The organism is Cellulomonas sp. GbtcB1 (assembly GCF_019091725.1).
GTDB lineage: Bacteria > Actinomycetota > Actinomycetes > Actinomycetales > Cellulomonadaceae > Cellulomonas.
Genome location: NZ_JAGXJG010000058.1, coordinates 12194 through 28003 on the forward strand (window position 1 = coordinate 12194; position 15810 = coordinate 28003).

At 75.0% G+C, this 15810-nt stretch carries 11 protein-coding genes and 1 pseudogene; 3 read left to right on the forward strand and 9 right to left on the reverse strand.

Translation table 11 applies throughout. The features are described 5' to 3' along the window. Positions 1–10: 10 nt before the first annotated feature. From KVT14_RS16965 to KVT14_RS16975, 3 genes are read right to left on the reverse strand one after another with little or no spacing between them, the layout of a single operon-like run. Complete coding sequence (locus KVT14_RS16965; RefSeq protein WP_217616745.1) at positions 11–1543, reverse strand: glycosyltransferase family 1 protein; 1533 nt, start codon at positions 1541–1543, stop codon at positions 11–13. Next, the gene (locus tag KVT14_RS16970) at positions 1543–3063 is read right to left on the reverse strand and encodes a glycosyltransferase (RefSeq protein ID WP_217616746.1); all 1521 of its coding nucleotides are present in this window, start codon (positions 3061–3063) and stop codon (positions 1543–1545) included. The genes KVT14_RS16965 and KVT14_RS16970 overlap by 1 nt, the downstream gene beginning before the upstream one ends. Beyond that, positions 3060–4052 carry an FkbM family methyltransferase gene (locus KVT14_RS16975; RefSeq protein ID WP_217616747.1) on the reverse strand — a complete coding sequence of 331 codons (993 nt, stop codon included), beginning with the start codon at positions 4050–4052 and terminating at the stop codon, positions 3060–3062. The genes KVT14_RS16970 and KVT14_RS16975 overlap by 4 nt, the downstream gene beginning before the upstream one ends. Positions 4053–4145: 93 nt before the next feature. On the opposite strand from KVT14_RS16975, the gene KVT14_RS16980 reads away from it, so the two are divergent. Genes KVT14_RS16980 through KVT14_RS16990 form a run of 3 tightly spaced genes read left to right on the forward strand, consistent with a single transcriptional unit; the run spans position 4146 to position 8618 of the window. Continuing rightward, complete coding sequence (locus tag KVT14_RS16980) at positions 4146–5132, forward strand: GDP-mannose 4,6-dehydratase (protein WP_217616748.1); 987 nt, start codon at positions 4146–4148, stop codon at positions 5130–5132. Positions 5133–5136: 4 nt separating this feature from the next. Beyond that, the gene (locus tag KVT14_RS16985; RefSeq protein ID WP_217616749.1) at positions 5137–6120 is read left to right on the forward strand and encodes a GDP-mannose 4,6-dehydratase; all 984 of its coding nucleotides are present in this window, start codon (positions 5137–5139) and stop codon (positions 6118–6120) included. After that, on the forward strand, positions 6117–8618 hold the full coding sequence (locus KVT14_RS16990; RefSeq protein ID WP_217616750.1) for a glycosyltransferase: 2502 nt from the start codon (positions 6117–6119) through the stop codon (positions 8616–8618). The genes KVT14_RS16985 and KVT14_RS16990 overlap by 4 nt, the downstream gene beginning before the upstream one ends. Positions 8619–8861: 243 nt before the next feature. Here the strand turns inward: KVT14_RS16990 and KVT14_RS23510 are convergent, their stop codons facing one another. The 6 genes and pseudogenes from KVT14_RS23510 to KVT14_RS17020 form a co-directional block, all read right to left on the reverse strand. After that, entirely contained in the window at positions 8862–11003 is a 2142-nt protein-coding gene (locus KVT14_RS23510) for a glycosyltransferase (protein ID WP_217616751.1), read from the reverse strand. A 47-nt stretch (positions 11004–11050) separates the two neighbouring features. Continuing rightward, positions 11051–12157, reverse strand: coding sequence for a glycosyltransferase family 1 protein (locus KVT14_RS17000; protein ID WP_217616752.1), 1107 nt, complete (start codon positions 12155–12157; stop codon positions 11051–11053). Continuing rightward, a complete protein-coding gene (locus KVT14_RS23240; protein ID WP_217616753.1) occupies positions 12154–13188 on the reverse strand; it encodes a glycosyltransferase family 2 protein in 1035 nt (344 codons plus the stop codon). The genes KVT14_RS17000 and KVT14_RS23240 overlap by 4 nt, the downstream gene beginning before the upstream one ends. Next, the gene (locus KVT14_RS17010) at positions 13185–14801 is read right to left on the reverse strand and encodes a DUF2142 domain-containing protein (RefSeq protein ID WP_217616754.1); all 1617 of its coding nucleotides are present in this window, start codon (positions 14799–14801) and stop codon (positions 13185–13187) included. Before KVT14_RS17010 ends, KVT14_RS23240 begins: the two co-directional genes overlap by 4 nt. Continuing rightward, positions 14798–15223, reverse strand: a complete 426-nt coding sequence (locus KVT14_RS17015) for a DUF2304 domain-containing protein (protein ID WP_217616755.1) — start codon at positions 15221–15223, stop codon at positions 14798–14800. Before KVT14_RS17015 ends, KVT14_RS17010 begins: the two co-directional genes overlap by 4 nt. Beyond that, positions 15220–15810: pseudogene (locus tag KVT14_RS17020) on the reverse strand (hypothetical protein); the annotation flags it as partial. The gene KVT14_RS17015 and the pseudogene KVT14_RS17020, both read right to left, overlap by 4 nt.

Genomic DNA, 15810 nt, shown 5'->3' on the forward strand with positions numbered 1-15810 from the left:
CGACGGGGGCTCAGCGCGGGGCGCCCGTCTCCTCGGGGCGGGCGGTCCCGGCCAGCCAGCTCCAGGCCTCGTCGGCGTACTGGTCCCAGTCCCGGCCCGGCCGGGCCTCGGCGTCGCGCCGCAGGTCCTCGAGGAGGCGGTCGTCGGTCAGCAGGCGGCGCATCGCGTCGGCGACCGCGTGGTCGTCACGCGGGTCCACCGTCAGGGCACCGCCGTCGGCCGCGAGCTCGGCCATGCTGCCGAAGTCCGAGGTCACCACGGGGGTGCCGGCGGCCAGCGACTCGGCGACGGGCAGGCCGAACCCCTCGTTCAGGGAGGGGAACACCGTGAACCGGGCGAGCCGGTAGGCCGCCCACAGCTCGCCGTCGGAGAGCCCGCGCTGGGAGTCCACCGGCCGCCCGGCTCGGACGAGCGCGGCGAGCTGTGCCTGGAACGCGTCGCTGCCCCAGGCGTTGCCGCCGACGAAGGAGAGCGAGAAGCGGAGGCCCTCGCGCCAGAGCAGCTCGGCGGCGTGCAGGACCGCCAGGTGGTTCTTGCGCGGCTCGTGGCTGCCGACCACGAGGACGGTGGGCAGGTCGCCGACCACGAAGCGCTCGCGCGCGCCCGCCATGTCCTCGGGGGTCGGACGGGCCGCGTGGACGGGGAGGGGCACGGAGCGGATGGCGGGCCCGGCCACCCCGACCGCGGCGAGCATGTGCCGCCAGCCCTCGTACTCGGTGCAGGCGGCCTGCGAGATCGCGGCGACCCGGTCGAAGTAGCGCACCGCCGCGAGGTTGCGGGCGAACACCGCGGCGAAGCCACGCTGCGTCGTCTCGGCGGTCGTGATCGGCACGAGGTCGAAGCCGATCGCACCGGTCCGGTTGCCGGAGAAGCGGGCGAGCGCGAGGAGCGCCGCCGTCCTGCCCGGCTCGGCGCCGAGCTCCGGCACCAGGTAGGTCGCGCGCCACGGCACCACGACCGTGAGCACGTCGTCCGGGCGGGGAGCGAGCTCGGAGGCCGACGCGCGTCCGCTCACCAGGAGCCCGTGCTCAGCCGGGGTCAGCTCGCGGATGGCGGTGAACCCGGGCGTCCAGGACACGGGCACGACGTCCGGGCGGGCGAGCCACCGGCGGGCGGTCTCCCGGGCCACCCGCTGGATCCCGGTCATCAGCGGGGTCGACACGGTGTGGGCGACGTCGACGAGGACGCCCTGCCCCACGCGGACCCGGCGGCCGAGGCCCTCGGGGGAGGTCCGGCGCTCGATCTCCGCGACGAGAGGCCCGGCACCGCGGAACTCGCACCCGCGCGCGACCTCCACCACCGACGCCTCGTCCGGGAGCTGCGCCGTGAGCACGGCGAGCGCCAGCCACACCTGGGCGCGGTCGGTCAGGTCGACCGTCCGCCGCAGGGCGTCCGACAGCTCCGCGGACGAGCCGACCGGGCCCGGCGCGGGGACTCCGAGGACGCGTGCGAGCTCGAGGCACCGCTCCGTCCAGACCGCCCGGCGCGCGTCGTCCGCCTCGGGCTCCGGTGCGGGAGCCGGGCGCCGTAGACGTGTGCGCATCAGTGCAGGTCCTCCGTCGTGGTGTAGAAGTCCCAGAGCTCGGTGGCGTAGTCGTCCCAGGTGCGCCGCGGCCGTGCCTCGGCCTCGGCTGCCAGGCGCGCGAGGCGGTCACGGTCGGTGAGCAGCTCGCGGAGGGCTGCGGTCACGGCGTCGTCGTCCCGCGGGTCGACCGTGACGCAGCCGCCGCCGCGTGCGATCTCGGCCTGGCTGCCGAACGAGGCCGTCAGCACCGGGGTCCCGCACGCGAGCGCCTCGGCGACGGGGAGCCCGTAGCCCTCGTGGAGCGAGAGGAACGCGACCAGGTCGGCGGAGCGCAGCTCGCGCCACAGCTGGTCCTCGGACACCCGGCCGACGTCAGCGAGCCGCCGGCCGTCCGCGAGGAGCCGTTCGATCGCCGGCTGCAGGGTCGTGTCCGACCAACCCCGCCCGCCGACCAGGCGGACCTCGAAGTCGAGGCCCTCGAACCAGAGGCGTTCGGCCGCGTGCAGGAGCGTCCGCTGGTTCTTGTGCGGCTCCCGCGTGCCGAGGGCGAGGACCACCGGCCGGCCGCTCGCCGTGGCGTCCGCGGCCGCCGGCTCGTCGACGGCCGGCGGCGGTGCGTCCTCGGTGAGGACCACCTCGTGGACGACCGGCCCGCGCAGGCCCTGGGCGGCCAGGGTGCGCACGAAACCGGCGAACTCGGCGGTGGCGGACTCGCTGATCCCGGCGACCCGGTGCGCGTGCTTGACCACGGTCAGGTACTGCGCGCTCGCCACGGCGTCCACGTCGGGGCGCTGCTCCGCGCTCGTGATCGGGATCATGTCGTAGCCGATCATCCCCACCCGGTTGCCCGAGAACCGGCCCAGGGCGGACAGCACGTCGCAGGTCCCCGTGCTCGGCACGTCCGGGAGCACCACCAGGCTGCGCCACGGCACGACCAGCCGCGGGCGGTAGGCCAGCTCGGACTCGAGCGGGATGTCGACGTCCTGCCCGTGGCGCAGGACCCGCGCGTCTTCGCGTGGGGCCAGCGACCGCATGGCGTCGTAGGTGTCCACCCAAGCGGTCAGGGTCAGCTCGTGGTCCCGGGCCCAGCGGGGGACGGTCTCCCGCACCACGCGCTGGATCCCCGTGTGCGTCTCGTAGCGCGCGCAGAAGTCGACGTCGACGACCGTCCCGCCGGAGACCACGGTGGCGTGCAGGTCGCGCCGCCCCGATCCACCACGGCGGAGCGACTCGCCGAGGAGCCAGGACTCCACGGCCTCGGTCGGGGCGAGCTCGAGCCGCCGGCCGAGGTCCCGGACCTCGGCCTCGGTCGGGAACGCGGCATGCACGACGGTCAGCAGCAGCCAGCGCAGGTCGGTCCGCTCGTGGGGCCGGCACGCGTCCAGCAGAGCGGGGAGCAGGCGGGCGGCGACGTGCCCCGGCTCGACGTCGACCGGCACCTCGAGGTCGGTCGCCGCGGCTGCCGCGGCCGACAGCCGCTGCTCGAGCGCGGTGAGCAGCACGGCTGCCTCGGGGGCGGCGCCGTGGGGACCCGTCATCGCAGCGCCCGCTTCGCGCGGCCCGCGACACGGCGGGCCAGCCGCAGCGGCCGGGTGACGCGCCAGGACACCGTCCGGCGCATCGCGGCGAGCTCGGCACGGGCCGCGCCGTCGTCGGCGACGGGCGCGGGGGCGACCCCCGCGGCGGCGACGGCGGCCAGCGCCTCGGACCACCGCGCGAACGCCGTCGCTCGCCAATGGATCGCCTGGCGCTCGAGGTCGTCGCGCACGCCCTTGAGGCGCTCGATCTCGGAGCGGAGGGTGACGAGCTCGTCGGTCGTGAAGAAGTCGAGCGGACCGGCGGGGATCGACAGGGTGTCCCTGAGGTCGGCGTGCTCGTCGGCCACGTAGAACCGCGACAGGCCGTCGAACTGGCAGAACGTGTAGCCGGCACCGGTGACGAGCGCCTCCCACTCGTCGTGGGTGCGGCGGACGGTGTGGACGTCGGTCCGCCCGTTGCTCGGCGCGGTGGCCTCGACCACGAGCACCCACGGGCGCCGGTGCCGCAGGTCGATGCTCTCCAGGACCTCCCGCTCGGCGCCCTCGACGTCCACGACCATGAAGTGGATCGGTGCCTCGACGGGCAGCGACTCGTCGAGCACCGAGTCGAGCGTCGCGGCGCGGACCTCGACCTCGGTCACGGCGAGACCGACGCTGGCGTGGTCGGCGCCGATGCTGTCGACCAGCGTCGACAGGCCCGTCCCGTCGACGACGTGCAGGGTCACCGTCGCGTCCGGCCGGCTGGTGACGGCCGCCTCGACCTGGGTGTCGCGCGGGCGCTCGGCGCGGTGCAGGTCTGCGAACGCCGGGACCGGCTCGACGGTCACGCCGCTCCAACCCCGGTCGTAGAACGCGCGGGTGATCGAGTCGTTGCGCGGGTGGTTGGCGCCGACCTCCACGTACCGGCCGTCGCGGACGTCCTGCAACGCCCTCCACAGCACGACGTCCTCGCGGTTCTGGGCGTACGACACGAACGTGTTCTCGGGCACCGGACGATCATATGGGCACGCGGGTGCCCGTCCGCCGGGGCGAGGAGTCGGTACGCTGTCTGCGGCCCCGACCCGACCACGTACCGAGGAACCATGCCCCGCGCACTCATCACCGGCATCACCGGCCAGGACGGCCTCTACCTGAGCGAGCTCCTGCTCTCGAAGGGCTACGAGGTCTACGGCCTGATCCGCGGTCAGAACAACCCGAAGCTGGACCTGGTGCGCCGCACGGTGCCCGGGGTGAAGCTGCTGACGGGCGACCTGACCGACATGTCGAGCCTGATCCGCGCGCTGAACGCGTCCCAGCCCGACGAGGTCTACAACCTCGGCGCCATCTCGTTCGTCGCGTACTCCTGGGGGAACGCGGCGCTCACGAGCGACGTGACCGGCAAGGGCGTGCTCAACATCCTCGAGGCGGTCCGCCTGTACGCCGGCGACGACGCGAGCAAGGTGCGGTTCTACCAGGCGTCGTCCTCGGAGATGTTCGGCAAGGTGCAGGAGGTCCCGCAGCGGGAGTCCACCCTCCTGTGGCCGCGGTCGCCGTACGGCGTGGCCAAGGTGTTCGGCCACTACATGACGATCAACTACCGCGAGTCCTACGGGATGCACGCGTCCTCCGGGATCCTGTTCAACCACGAGTCGCCCCGCCGCGGCCCGGAGTTCGTCACCCGCAAGGTGTCGCAGGCGGTCGCGCGGATCTCGCTCGGCCTGCAGGACCACGTCACGCTGGGCAACCTCGACGCCAAGCGCGACTGGGGCTTCGCCGGCGACTACGTCGAGGCCATGTGGCGGATGCTGCAGCAGGACCAGGCGGACGACTACGTCGTCGCGACCGGCGAGACCCACTCGATCGGCGAGCTGCTCGACGCCGCGTTCGCGCACGTCGGCATCACCGACTGGGCGCCCTACGTCAAGCAGGACCCGGCGTTCATGCGCCCGGCCGAGGTCGACCTCCTCATCGGCGACCCGGCGAAGGCCAAGGACGTGCTCGGCTGGGAGCCGCAGGTCGGCTTCGCCCAGCTCGTCGGCATGATGGTCGAGAACGACCTCGCGGAGCAGCGCGCGCTCAACGGGCGGTGAGCCGGTGACGACGACGTTCGTCACGGGCATCACGGGGCAGGACGGGACCTACCTCGTCGAGCGGCTGCTCGCCGAGGGCACCGAGGTGCACGGTCTCGTCCGCCCCGGTGACGGCGGGGAGGGAGCGCTCCTGGCCCGGCACCCCGGCGTCGTGCTGCACGAGGGCGATCTGGGCGACGCCGAGCGGCTGGCGGCGGTCGTGGCCGAGGTGGCACCGGACGAGGTGGTCAACCTGGCCGGGATCAGCTCGGTGGCGCTGTCCTGGCAGGAGCCCGTGCTGACCGCGCGGCTCTCCGGCCTCGCGGTGGCGGTGCTGCTCGAGGCGGCCCAGCGCGTCCAGGAGTCGACCGGTCGCGCCGTGCGCTTCCTGCAGGCCTCGAGCTCGGAGATCTTCGGGCAGCCGGAGGTCGAGCCGCAGGACGAGCGGACCCCCGTCCGGCCGGTGTCGCCGTACGGTTCCGCGAAGGCGTTCGCGCACCACCAGGTGGCCGTGTACCGGGGTCGTGGCCTGCACGCCGCCACGGCGATCCTGTTCAACCACGAGTCGCCGCTCCGGCCCACGACGTTCGTCACGCGCAAGATCACCGCCGCGGCGGCGGCGATCGGGCGGACGGGCACCGGGACCATCGCGCTCGGCAACCTCGACGCGCGGCGGCACTGGGGGTGGGCGCCGGACTACGTCGACGCCATGCTGCGGGCGCTCCGGCACGACGTCCCGGACGACTTCGTGGTGGCCACGGGCCGCACGCACTCGGTGCGGGACTTCGCGGAGGCCGCGCTGCGCCGGGCCGGGATCGGGGACGACTGGGCGCGGTTCGTCGCGGTCGACCCGCAGTTCCTCCGCCCCGCGGACGCCTCCGTCATGGTCGGAGACCCGACCAAGGCGGAGCGGGAGCTGGGTTGGCGGCGGACGGTGGAGTTCGAGGAGGTCGTTGGTCGCATGGTCGACCACGACCTGGAGCTGGCGGAGAAGGAGGCCGGGGCGTGAGCAGCGGCAAGGAGAGCCGGCCGCAGGTGCGGCCGGGCGTGGTGTCCGTCGTCCTCGTGAACTACCGCGGGGCGGAGGACACGATCACCTGCCTGCGGGCCTTCGACGAGGTCGACTGGCCTGCCGCGGACCTCGAGCTGATCGTGGTGGACAACGACTCGGGCGACGGCAGCGTGGAGCGGATCCGCGCCGCGGTGCCCGGCGCCCTCGTGGTGGACGCGGGGTCGAACACCGGCTTCGCCGGCGGGTGCAACCTTGGCGTGGCGCACGCGACCGGCGAGTTCGTCGCGTTCATCAACAACGACGCCCGGCCGGACCGCGGCTGGGTCCGCGCCGCGGTGGACGCGATGCGGGCCGACCCGGAGGTCGGCTCCGTCGCCTCGAAGGTCCTCGACTGGGAGGGCGGCCTGATCGACTACGTCGACGGCTCGCTGACCTGGTTCGGGATGGGCTACAAGCGCGAGGTCGAGAAGCCCGACACCGGGCAGTGGGACGCCGCGCACGACGTCCTGTTCGGCACGGGCGCGGCGATGTTCGTGCGTGCCGAGCTCTACCGCGAGGTCGGCGGCTTCGACGAGCGGTTCTTCATGTTCTACGAGGACGTGGACCTGGGCTGGCGGCTGAACCTGCTCGGGCACCGCGTGCGGTACGTGCCCGGGTCGGTCGCGTTCCACAAGCACCACGTGACCATGAAGAAGTTCGGCAACTTCCGCGAGAGCTACCTGCTCGAGCGCAACGCGCTGCTCTCGATGTACAAGAACTACGACGACGAGTCGCTGGCGCGGGCCCTGCCCGCCGCGATGGCGCTCGCCGTGCGCCGTTCGCTCGCCCGCGCCGACGTGGACGCGACGTCGCTGGACCTGCAGCGGTCGCCCGGCGGGGACGACGTCGGCACCCTCGAGCTGCCGAAGATGGCCCTGACCGGCACCTACGCGATCGACTACTTCGTCGAGCAGCTCCCGACGCTGCTGGAGACCCGCCGAGAGCTGCAGGCGACCCGCCGGCGCAGCGACCGCGACCTGTTCCCGCTGTTCCGCAAGGCGCTCGAGCCGGCCTACGGCATGCCGTCGTACCTGGCTGCGCACGACGTGCTGGTCGAGGCCTTCGGCATCGCCGAGCACGTGAACAGCCGGCACCGCGTGCTCGTCGTCACCGGCGAGCCGCTGCTGGAGCGGATGGCCGGGCCGGCCATCCGAGCCTGGGAGGTCGCCAGCGCGCTCTCCTCCGAGCACGACGTGCGGCTGGTCTCGACCGGTGGGGCGAAGCGGACGTCGTCCGCGTTCGCGGTGGAGTACCTGCACGGCGCGGCCCTGGTCGAGGCCACCCGGTGGGCCGACGTGATCGTGTTCCAGGGGTTCCTGCTCGAGCAGGCCCCCTGGCTCAAGGGCAGCGACAAGATCGTCGTCGCGGACATCTACGACCCGATGCACCTCGAGCAGCTGGAGCAGGCGAAGGACCTCGGGCCCGACGGGCGCGAGCGCGCCGTCCGCGCGACCACGGAGCTGCTGAACGACCAGATCCGGCGCGCGGACTTCCTGCTCTGCGCCTCCGAGAAGCAGCGCGACTTCTGGCTCGGCCACCTCGCCGCGCAGGGCCGCGTCAACCCGGCTGTCTACGACGAGCACGCCAACCTCGACAACCTGCTCGCCGTCGTGCCGTTCGGCGTCTCGGACGAGGCGCCGGTCCAGCGCCGGCACGGGATCAAGGGCGCCGTGGACGGGATCGGGCCGGAGGACAAGGTCATCCTCTGGGGCGGTGGCGTCTACAACTGGTTCGACCCGCTCACCCTGGTGCGCGCGGTCGCCCGGCTCGCCGTGAGGCACCCGGAGGTGCGGCTGTACTTCCTCGGGATGAAGCACCCGAACCCCGGCGTCCCGGACATGGAGGTCGCCTGGCGCACCCAGGAGCTGGCGAGCGAGCTCGGCCTCACCGGACGGCACGTCTTCTTCAACGAGGGCTGGGTGCCCTACGAGGAGCGGGCGGACTACCTGCTGGACGCGGACGTCGGCGTGTCGACCCACTTCCAGCACGTCGAGACGGCGTTCAGCTTCCGCACCCGGATCCTCGACTACCTCTGGGCGTCGCTGCCGATCGTCGCGACCGACGGCGACACCTTCGGGACGCTGATCCGGGAGCACGGCCTGGGACGGGTCGTCCCGGCGGAGGACGTCGAGGCGCTCGAGGCGGCGCTCGAGGAGATGCTGTTCGACGACGCCGCGGCCGACGCCGCCCGGTCCGCCGTGCGGGAGTTCGCGGGCGACTACGCGTGGTCGCGCGTGCTGGCGCCGCTCGTCGAGTTCTGCCGCGCGCCGCGCCGGGCGGTGGACGTCGCGCTGCGCGGGCCCGCGGAGCGTGCGGAGCGGCTGCCCGACGTCCGCCCGCGACCGAGCGTCCGGGCGGACCTCGCCCTCGCGCGCGACTACCTGCGCGCCGGAGGCCTCGGCGAGGTCACCCGCCGGGCCGCCGGCCGGGTGCGGCGCATCGCCGGGGGCGCCTGACACGCACCGGCACGGCCACGGACCCGGCCCGGGCGCGCGCCCGGGCCGGGTCGCGTCGTCTCAGGCCCGGCCGGACCGCAGCCGTCCGAGCAGCCGGCGCGGCGCGGACGCCGGCGCGGGCTGCGGGCGGTCGGCGATCTCCGTGAGCCGCGCCGCGATCGCCGTGCCGGCCGCGGCCGGGGAGTGCCGCTCGGCGATGTCCTGTGCGGCGCGCGTACCGCGCGCCGCGGCCCCCGCAGGGTCCTAGACGACCTCGCGCATGAGCCGGGCGGCGTGCGCCAGGTCGGGATCCGCCCACGTCGAGCCCGCCGGGTACGGGGCGGCGTCCGCGGGCACCGGCGTCGGCTTCCAGTCGACGAGGTAGCTGTTGGCGTCCGTCATGAACTGCAGGTTCCCGCTGTACCGCGTCGCGATGACCGGCTTCCCCCACGCCATGGCCTCCGCCATCGTCAGCCCGAGGCCCCCGCTGCGGTGCAGCGACACGTAGCAGTCGCAGGCCGCCATGAGCGCGTCGCGCGCGTCCGCGTCGAGGTACTCCTCGACCAGCCGCACGTGCGGCAGGCCCGCGACCCGGAGCCGCAGCCGCTCGGCCTCGGCGGGGCGCAGGTCGGCGTTGATCGACTTCACGACCAGCACCGGGCCGTCCTCGGGCCCGAACGCCGCGCAGAACGCGTCGACGAGGCCGAGGGGGTTCTTGCGCTCGGCGGTGCTGAGGAAGTCGAAGGCGAACAGGAACAGGGTCCCCTCGGGGAGTCCCAGGTCGGCGCGGGTCAGCGCCGGGGCACCGGGCCGCTGCGGCAGCGGCGGCGTGAGCGTGCGCACGGGCAGCTCGGTGTGGGGCTCGATCGCGGCGCGGACGAAGTCGGTCGCGACCCAGACCTCGTCGACGGACGCGAGGCCGCCGTGCTGGGACGGCGGGAACTCCTCGACCTCCCAGTACCACATGCCGATCCGGTAGGTCCCGTCGTAGGCGACGGGCAGCGCGGACGCGACCGTGGGCGTCAGGTCGGAGTTCACGCACAGCACGGTGGTGGCCAGGGGCGCCTCGCGCGTCGCCGCGCGGCCGTCGTCCCGGCGCTGGCGGCTGCTGAGGTGGGTGTCGACCGGGACCGTGACCCGGGGCACGCCCGCGGCGTCGAGCGCCTGGACCAGCAGGCGCGCCGACTCGCCGATGCCCAGCTCGCCGCGCAGGAACCCGACGACGTTCACGCCGGGCTCGTACGTCGCCGGCGGGGGCGGGGGAGCCGTCCAGCGCCGGACCGACTCCGCCACCAGGTCGCCGTCGAAGCCCTCCGCCGCCGCGTGCTCCTCGGCCCAGGTGACGTAGGCCTCCTCGTCCCGGCCCGGGACTCCGGCGAAGAACCCCGCGAGGTCCGGCCGGCCGGCCCGCACGGCGCGGAGGTAGCGGCTGAGACCGCCGTCGGCCGCGGGCGCGGTGAGCCAGTCGAGCAGCTCCGCGCTCCGAGCCGGGTCGAAGGGGTCGGGGGCGTCGTCCGTGGCCGCCCACAGCGTGCGCAGCGGGGCGTCGACGCGACCGCCGAGCGACGTGCGCGCCCAGATCTCGGCTCCGGAAGGCGCCAGCTCCTCGTCCGCGGCGACCCGGGCCAGGGCGGCGGCGACCCGTCCGGCGAGCACGGGGTGGTCGCTCAACCGCGCCCGCGGGTCCCCGGTGACGCCGGCGTCGAGTAGCCAGGGGACCGCCGGGTCCGCGTGGACGAGGTCGAGCGCGGTCACGGGACGCCCGCCCAGCAGCAGGCGGCCGTCGCCGGCCTCCGTCACGACGTGCTCGGGGACGAGCGACCACGGGGAGACCAGGACCGCCGGGTCCCGCAGGACGGAGTGCGGCACGGTGCCCGCCACCAGCGACGTCCAGGCTCCGGCGTCCTCGGTCGCGAGGAGCCCGTCGGCCCAGGCGGCGAGCGCGTCGTCCCGGTCGGGGCGCACCGCGAGCAGGGCCGGGGTGTGCGCCCCTGCCCGCAGGAGGTCCGCAGGCGTCGGGCGCCGACCGTCGTGGGGCAGCGCGCCGGACCGGGCGACGAGGGCGAGACCGGCGTGCTCCGCCGCCTCCGCCAGCCGGTCCGGAGCCGACAGCAGGAGCACGCCCGGCTCCACCACCAGGACGGGAGCGCCGCCGGGTTCGCGGTGCGCGAGGTGGTGCTGCGCGGCACGCGACCGCACCACGCTCAGGGGGTGCCGGACCGCCCACAGGTGGAGCTCCCGGGTGGTGACCGGGATGCCGGCGGGCGGCAGGACGCGCTCGCCGCCGACGGCCGGGTAGCCGCCGTCGAGGTCGAGCACGGTCACCGGGCCGAACGGCAGCGCCGACCGCACGGTGGACCGTGCGCGCGCGGCGGTGCCGGAGGTCGTGACGACGAGGATGTCCACGGGCGCTCGCTCTCGTGCCGGGGCGGGGGTGGCTGGCGGGGTCGCGGTCAGCGGGCGACCGCGCGGTAGACGGCGGCGTGCCGCTCGGCCGCGTCGGCCCAGCGGAACTGCGTGGACCGGGCGCGGCCGGCCTCGCCGAGCGCCGCCCCGTCCGGGGACAGGGCGAGCTCGAGGCCGGTGGCGACGCCCGCCGGGTCCGCCGGGTCCACGAGCACGCCGGTCTCGCCGACGATCTCGGCCATCGACGTGCCGCGCGAGGTGACCACCGGGGTGCCGACGGACATCGCCTCGAGCACCGGCAGGCCGAAGCCCTCCCACGTCGACGGGAAGCAGAACACCGACGAGGCGGCGTAGGCGGCGTGCAGGTCGGCGGCGCTCAGGCGGCCGAGAGACAGCACGCGCGACTCCCACGGCCCGGAGGGCGGGCGGGTCGGCAGCTCGCCCCAGCCGGGCGGGCCGACCAGCACCAGGTGCACGTGGGGGTCGCGTCGGGCCAGCTCGGCGAACGCCGCCAGCAGCCCGCTCACGTTCTTCCGCGGCTCCAGGGTGCCGCACCACAGCACGAACCGCTCCGGCAGGCTGAACCGCGCCCGGAACGACGCGACGTCGTCCGGGTCGACGGTCCAGCGCGGGGCTCCGTGCGGGACGACGTGGAGTCGGTCGGCCGCGATGCCGGCGGCGAGGCAGTCGTCGGCGGTCGCCCGGGACGGCACGACCACCGCAGAGGCCTCGCGGCGTGTGCGCTCCAGGGCGCGGGTGAAGAAGGACACACCGCGCGGCGTGAAGTGCCCGGGGTCGCGCAGGAACGCGACGTCGTGCACGGTGACGACCAGCGGACGCGAGGTGGGCGGGATCGCCCAGGTCGAGGCGTGCACCACGTCGAGCCGCCGGACCGCCCACTCGGGGCGCGGGGCACCGAGCCAGTTCCAGGACCGGTAGAGCGGGTAGCGCGGCAGGCCCATCGACCGGACGGGCACCGGGGGCCGGTACTCCTCGGGCGCGGGGTGCCGGTGGGCGGCGGCGAGGCCGGTCAGTGCCAGGTCGTCCCGCCGACGCAGAGCCTCGAGGAGCTCGACCGTGTAGGCGGCTGAGCCACCGGGGACGCGCTGCCAGGACTGCTCGACGGTGACGCCGACGTGCACGGGCGCGGTCACGCGGGCGCCCCGTCCGGAACGAGCAGCGCGGCGACCTCGGACCGCGGGACGCGCGCGGCGCGATCCACCCGGCGCCGGCGCCGCAGGGCACCGGGCGCGCGACGCAGGACGGTCGCGAGCGCGCCGGCGCGGCGGCGCCGCTCCGGACCCAGGCAGGCCCGGACCACGGTGCGGGCGAGCGCCCGGGCGACGACCGGCACCGGCGCGTGGACGAGGGCCACGAGCAGGCGGTTGCGCTCGTTGTGGTCCCGGAAGAACGCCGATCCGGAGTCGGACGAGCCCGCGTGGTCGTGGACGGTCACGGCGTCGGGCACGTGCGCGACCACCCAGCCCCGGCGGCGCAGCCGCCACGACAGCTCGGTGACCTCGTGGTACATGAACAGCGACTCGTCGAGCGGCCCGACGTCCTCGAGCGCAGCCCGGGCGAGTGCCGCGCTGCCGCCGTTGAACCCGAACACGGCCGCGGGCGCGGCAGGCCCGTCGGCGTCGGCCAGCCAGTCCCGGTCGCGGCCGTTGCCGGAACGCGTGACCTCGTTGCCCGTGCTGTTGAGCAGGCGGGCACCGGTGTCGTCGCCGGTGCGCGCCCAGGTGCGTCCGGCGTGGTCGACGAGCCCGGGCTCCCCGGGGGCAGCGGGGCGGAACCGGCCGCTCAGGACCACCCGCCCCGTCGTCGCGCCGAGGCGGAGGGCGTCCGGGCCGGGCTCCGCGTCGAACGGGGCGACCAGGCGGTCGAGGAACCCCGGCTCGGCGACGGCGTCGTTGTTCAGCAGCACGACGACGTCGCCGGTGGTCGCGGCGACGCCCGCGTTCACGCCGCCGGCGAACCCGGTGTTGCGTCCGAGAGCGACGAGCCGCACGTCGTCACGGGCACCGAGCGCAGCGACCGTGCCGCCCGTGGAGCCGTTGTCGACCACCACCACGTCGACGTCCCGTCCGCCGGCGTCCTGGCGGGCGAGCGAGTCCAGGCACCGCAGGGTGAGGTCCAGCCCGTTCCAGGTCACCACGACGACGCTGACGGAGCGCACGGTCACCCGAGCCGGCCCGTGGAGCCCACGGCAGCGCGGCCGGGGTCCGGAGGGCCGTCCTCGCCGGCGGTGCCGGCGTCCGCGGCGGGGTCGCCGAGGGCGTCGTCGTCGGCGACGGTCCCCGCGTCCGCCGGGGCCGGGGCCGGGACCCGCGCGGTCCAGCCGACGGCCACTCCGAACGCGACGGTCGCGGCCAGGGCCAGCGGCAGCAGGACCGCGAGCGGCACCGGCGGGAGCCAGGCGTCGGGCGCGAGGGAGAACCACCCGCCGCGCTCGCCGTTGACGTACCGGTGCAGGTTCTCCAGGAAGGCGGCGAGCTGGACGAACGCGAGCAGGGCGCCCAGCACGACGGCGACCTGGGCGCCGATCCGCCGGACGCCGGGGGCCCACGCCTCGGGCACCTCCAGGGAGCGCCGGTGCAGGACGTACGCGGCGAGCACGGGCACGCCGATGGCGACCGGCAGGATGTAGCGGCCCTGCCAGATGAAGCCGAGGAAGTGCGCCTGCGAGGCGTGCACCACGACCGGCAGCGCGAAGGTCACGGCGGCGACGGCGACGAGGCCCGCCCGCTCGCGCCACCGGCCGACGGCCAGAGCCGCGAGCACGACGAACGCGGAACCGGCGGCGAACGCCATCAGGACCCAGCCCTCGAGCGGGGTGTCCATCCAGCCGAACTGGCCGACCATGTTGAGCACGAAACCGTCCCACGCGAAGAACGTGAGCTTCGCGGCGGGCAGGAAGGTCAGGTCGGGGTGGTTGACGGCGTCGCCGGAACCCAGCGAGTTGGTGCCGACGACCCAGCCCGCGGCGGCGATGCACGCCACGACGACGACGGCGAGCGGCGGCCAAGCCGCACGGGTGCGCACCACGTCGAGGAACGAGCGCCACGGCGACACCAGGAGGACTGCTGCGACCAGCACCGCGCAGTACAGCAGCGACAGCCCGCGGGCGTTGACGAAGAAGGTCGTCGCGAGCGCCACCCACCACAGCCGGCTGCGGACGAGCGCGGGGTCCGGGTGACGGAGCAGCGCGAGAAGCAGGCTCCACAGCGCGAAGGCGGCGGTGATCTCGATGGCCGCGGGGTTCACGGTCGAGGTCAGGAAGACCACCATCGGGGTCAGCGCCCCCGCCAGGCCCGGCACGGCCCACGGCGCAGGCCCGGTCTGGGCGAGTGCGCGGAGGCCGAGGGCGACGAAGAACGTCGTGAGCGCGGCCGACGCGATGCGCATCGCGTAGAGCGCGCCGTCACCTTCGGGGAGCAGCGTCGGCAGCCCGACCACCGAGTAGTAGAGCGGGTTGTACCGGCCGGCCGGGGTGATGGCGCCCGACGGCGTGTCCAGCTCCTCGGTCGGCACCAGGTCGCAGCCGGCGGGCTCGTCGGGCACGAACATGTAGCAGGTCGGGTACGCGGTGACGAGGTTGTAGAAGTACGGGACGTCGACCGCCGTGCCGCCAGGGGTGTCCTCACCGAGCAGCTGGCCGCGTGCGACGGCAGCGGCCTTGACGGTGTGCGCGGGCTCGTCCGGCGACGCCATGAGCGGGTTGGCCACCGCCCAGAGGGACGACAGCACGAAGAGCACGGCCCACCAGCCCCAGAAGACCTTGTCGTGCGACCTCACCGGGCGTCCTCCTGGTGCGGCTGGTCGCCGGGCCGCTCGGCGGGCGGGCTTCCGTCCGGGTCCTGCCGCTGGTCCTGCGCGCGCACCAGGTGCTGGCGCACGTCCAGGCGGAGCAGGGCGACCTCCTCGGCCAGCGTGCGGGTCTCCTCCTCAAGCGCCGACACCTCGGTGCTCAGCTGGATGCACACGGCGAGCAGCACGAGCGACGCCAGGGCGAACAGCAGGTTGGCGGGCGTCTGGACGCCGACGAGGTCCGACAGCCAGAACGCCAGACCGGGGAACACGCCGATCACCACGACGGCGAGCGTGAGGACGATCCAGACGGCGGCGTACTTCTCCCGGATGCGGCGCGTGCGCAGCAGGTGCAGCAGCGCGACGACGAGCGCGAGGCACACGACGATCGCGACGACGGTGAGCCTCATGCGGGTGCCTCGATGTCGAGTGCGGGCTGGGCGGGGACGGTCGGCCGCGACAGCGCGATGACGAGCGCCAGCGCCGCGCGGCCCAGGAAGACGGCGGCACGCACGGGGGAGTGCGACGGCGTGCCCCCGGCGCGCGGCCGCATCGCGACGCCCACCTGGCGCACGACGAGGCCGGCGCGGGCGGCGATGACGAGGGACTCCACCGTGTCGCCGAGGTACTCCGCGGGGTAGTTGCCGGAGAACAGGGTGATGGCGCGGCGGTTGCTCAGCTTGAAGCCCGAGGTGGCGTCGGTCAGCCGGGTGCGGCACACGCGCGACAGCACGCCGGCCAGCATCCGCATGGACCACCGGCGGGGGCCGCGGGCCTCGTAGCTCCCGACACCGGCGAAGCGCGCCCCGATGACGATGTCCGCCTGCTCCTGCTCCATCCGCTGGAGCAGGTGCGGGATCTCGCGCGGGTCGTGCTGGCCGTCGGCGGGACCGAGGGCGGGCGGGGCGCCCTCGGCGGGGGCGGCACCGCCGTCGTCGCCCTCGGCCCGGCCCTGGGCGTCGGCACCCACACGGTGGCCGCGTCCTTCGTCGGCGGG

What these genes read in the sequence shown, in the direction of transcription:
- KVT14_RS16970 (WP_217616746.1), bottom strand. Translation starts at nt 3,063, where the DNA reads ATGACGGGTCCCCACGGCGCCGCCCCCGAGGCAGCCGTGCTGCTCACC.
- KVT14_RS16965 (WP_217616745.1), bottom strand. Translation starts at nt 1,543, where the DNA reads ATGCGCACACGTCTACGGCGCCCGGCTCCCGCACCGGAGCCCGAGGCG.
- KVT14_RS16980 (WP_217616748.1), top strand. Translation starts at nt 4,146, where the DNA reads ATGCCCCGCGCACTCATCACCGGCATCACCGGCCAGGACGGCCTCTAC.
- KVT14_RS17015 (WP_217616755.1), bottom strand. Translation starts at nt 15,223, where the DNA reads ATGAGGCTCACCGTCGTCGCGATCGTCGTGTGCCTCGCGCTCGTCGTC.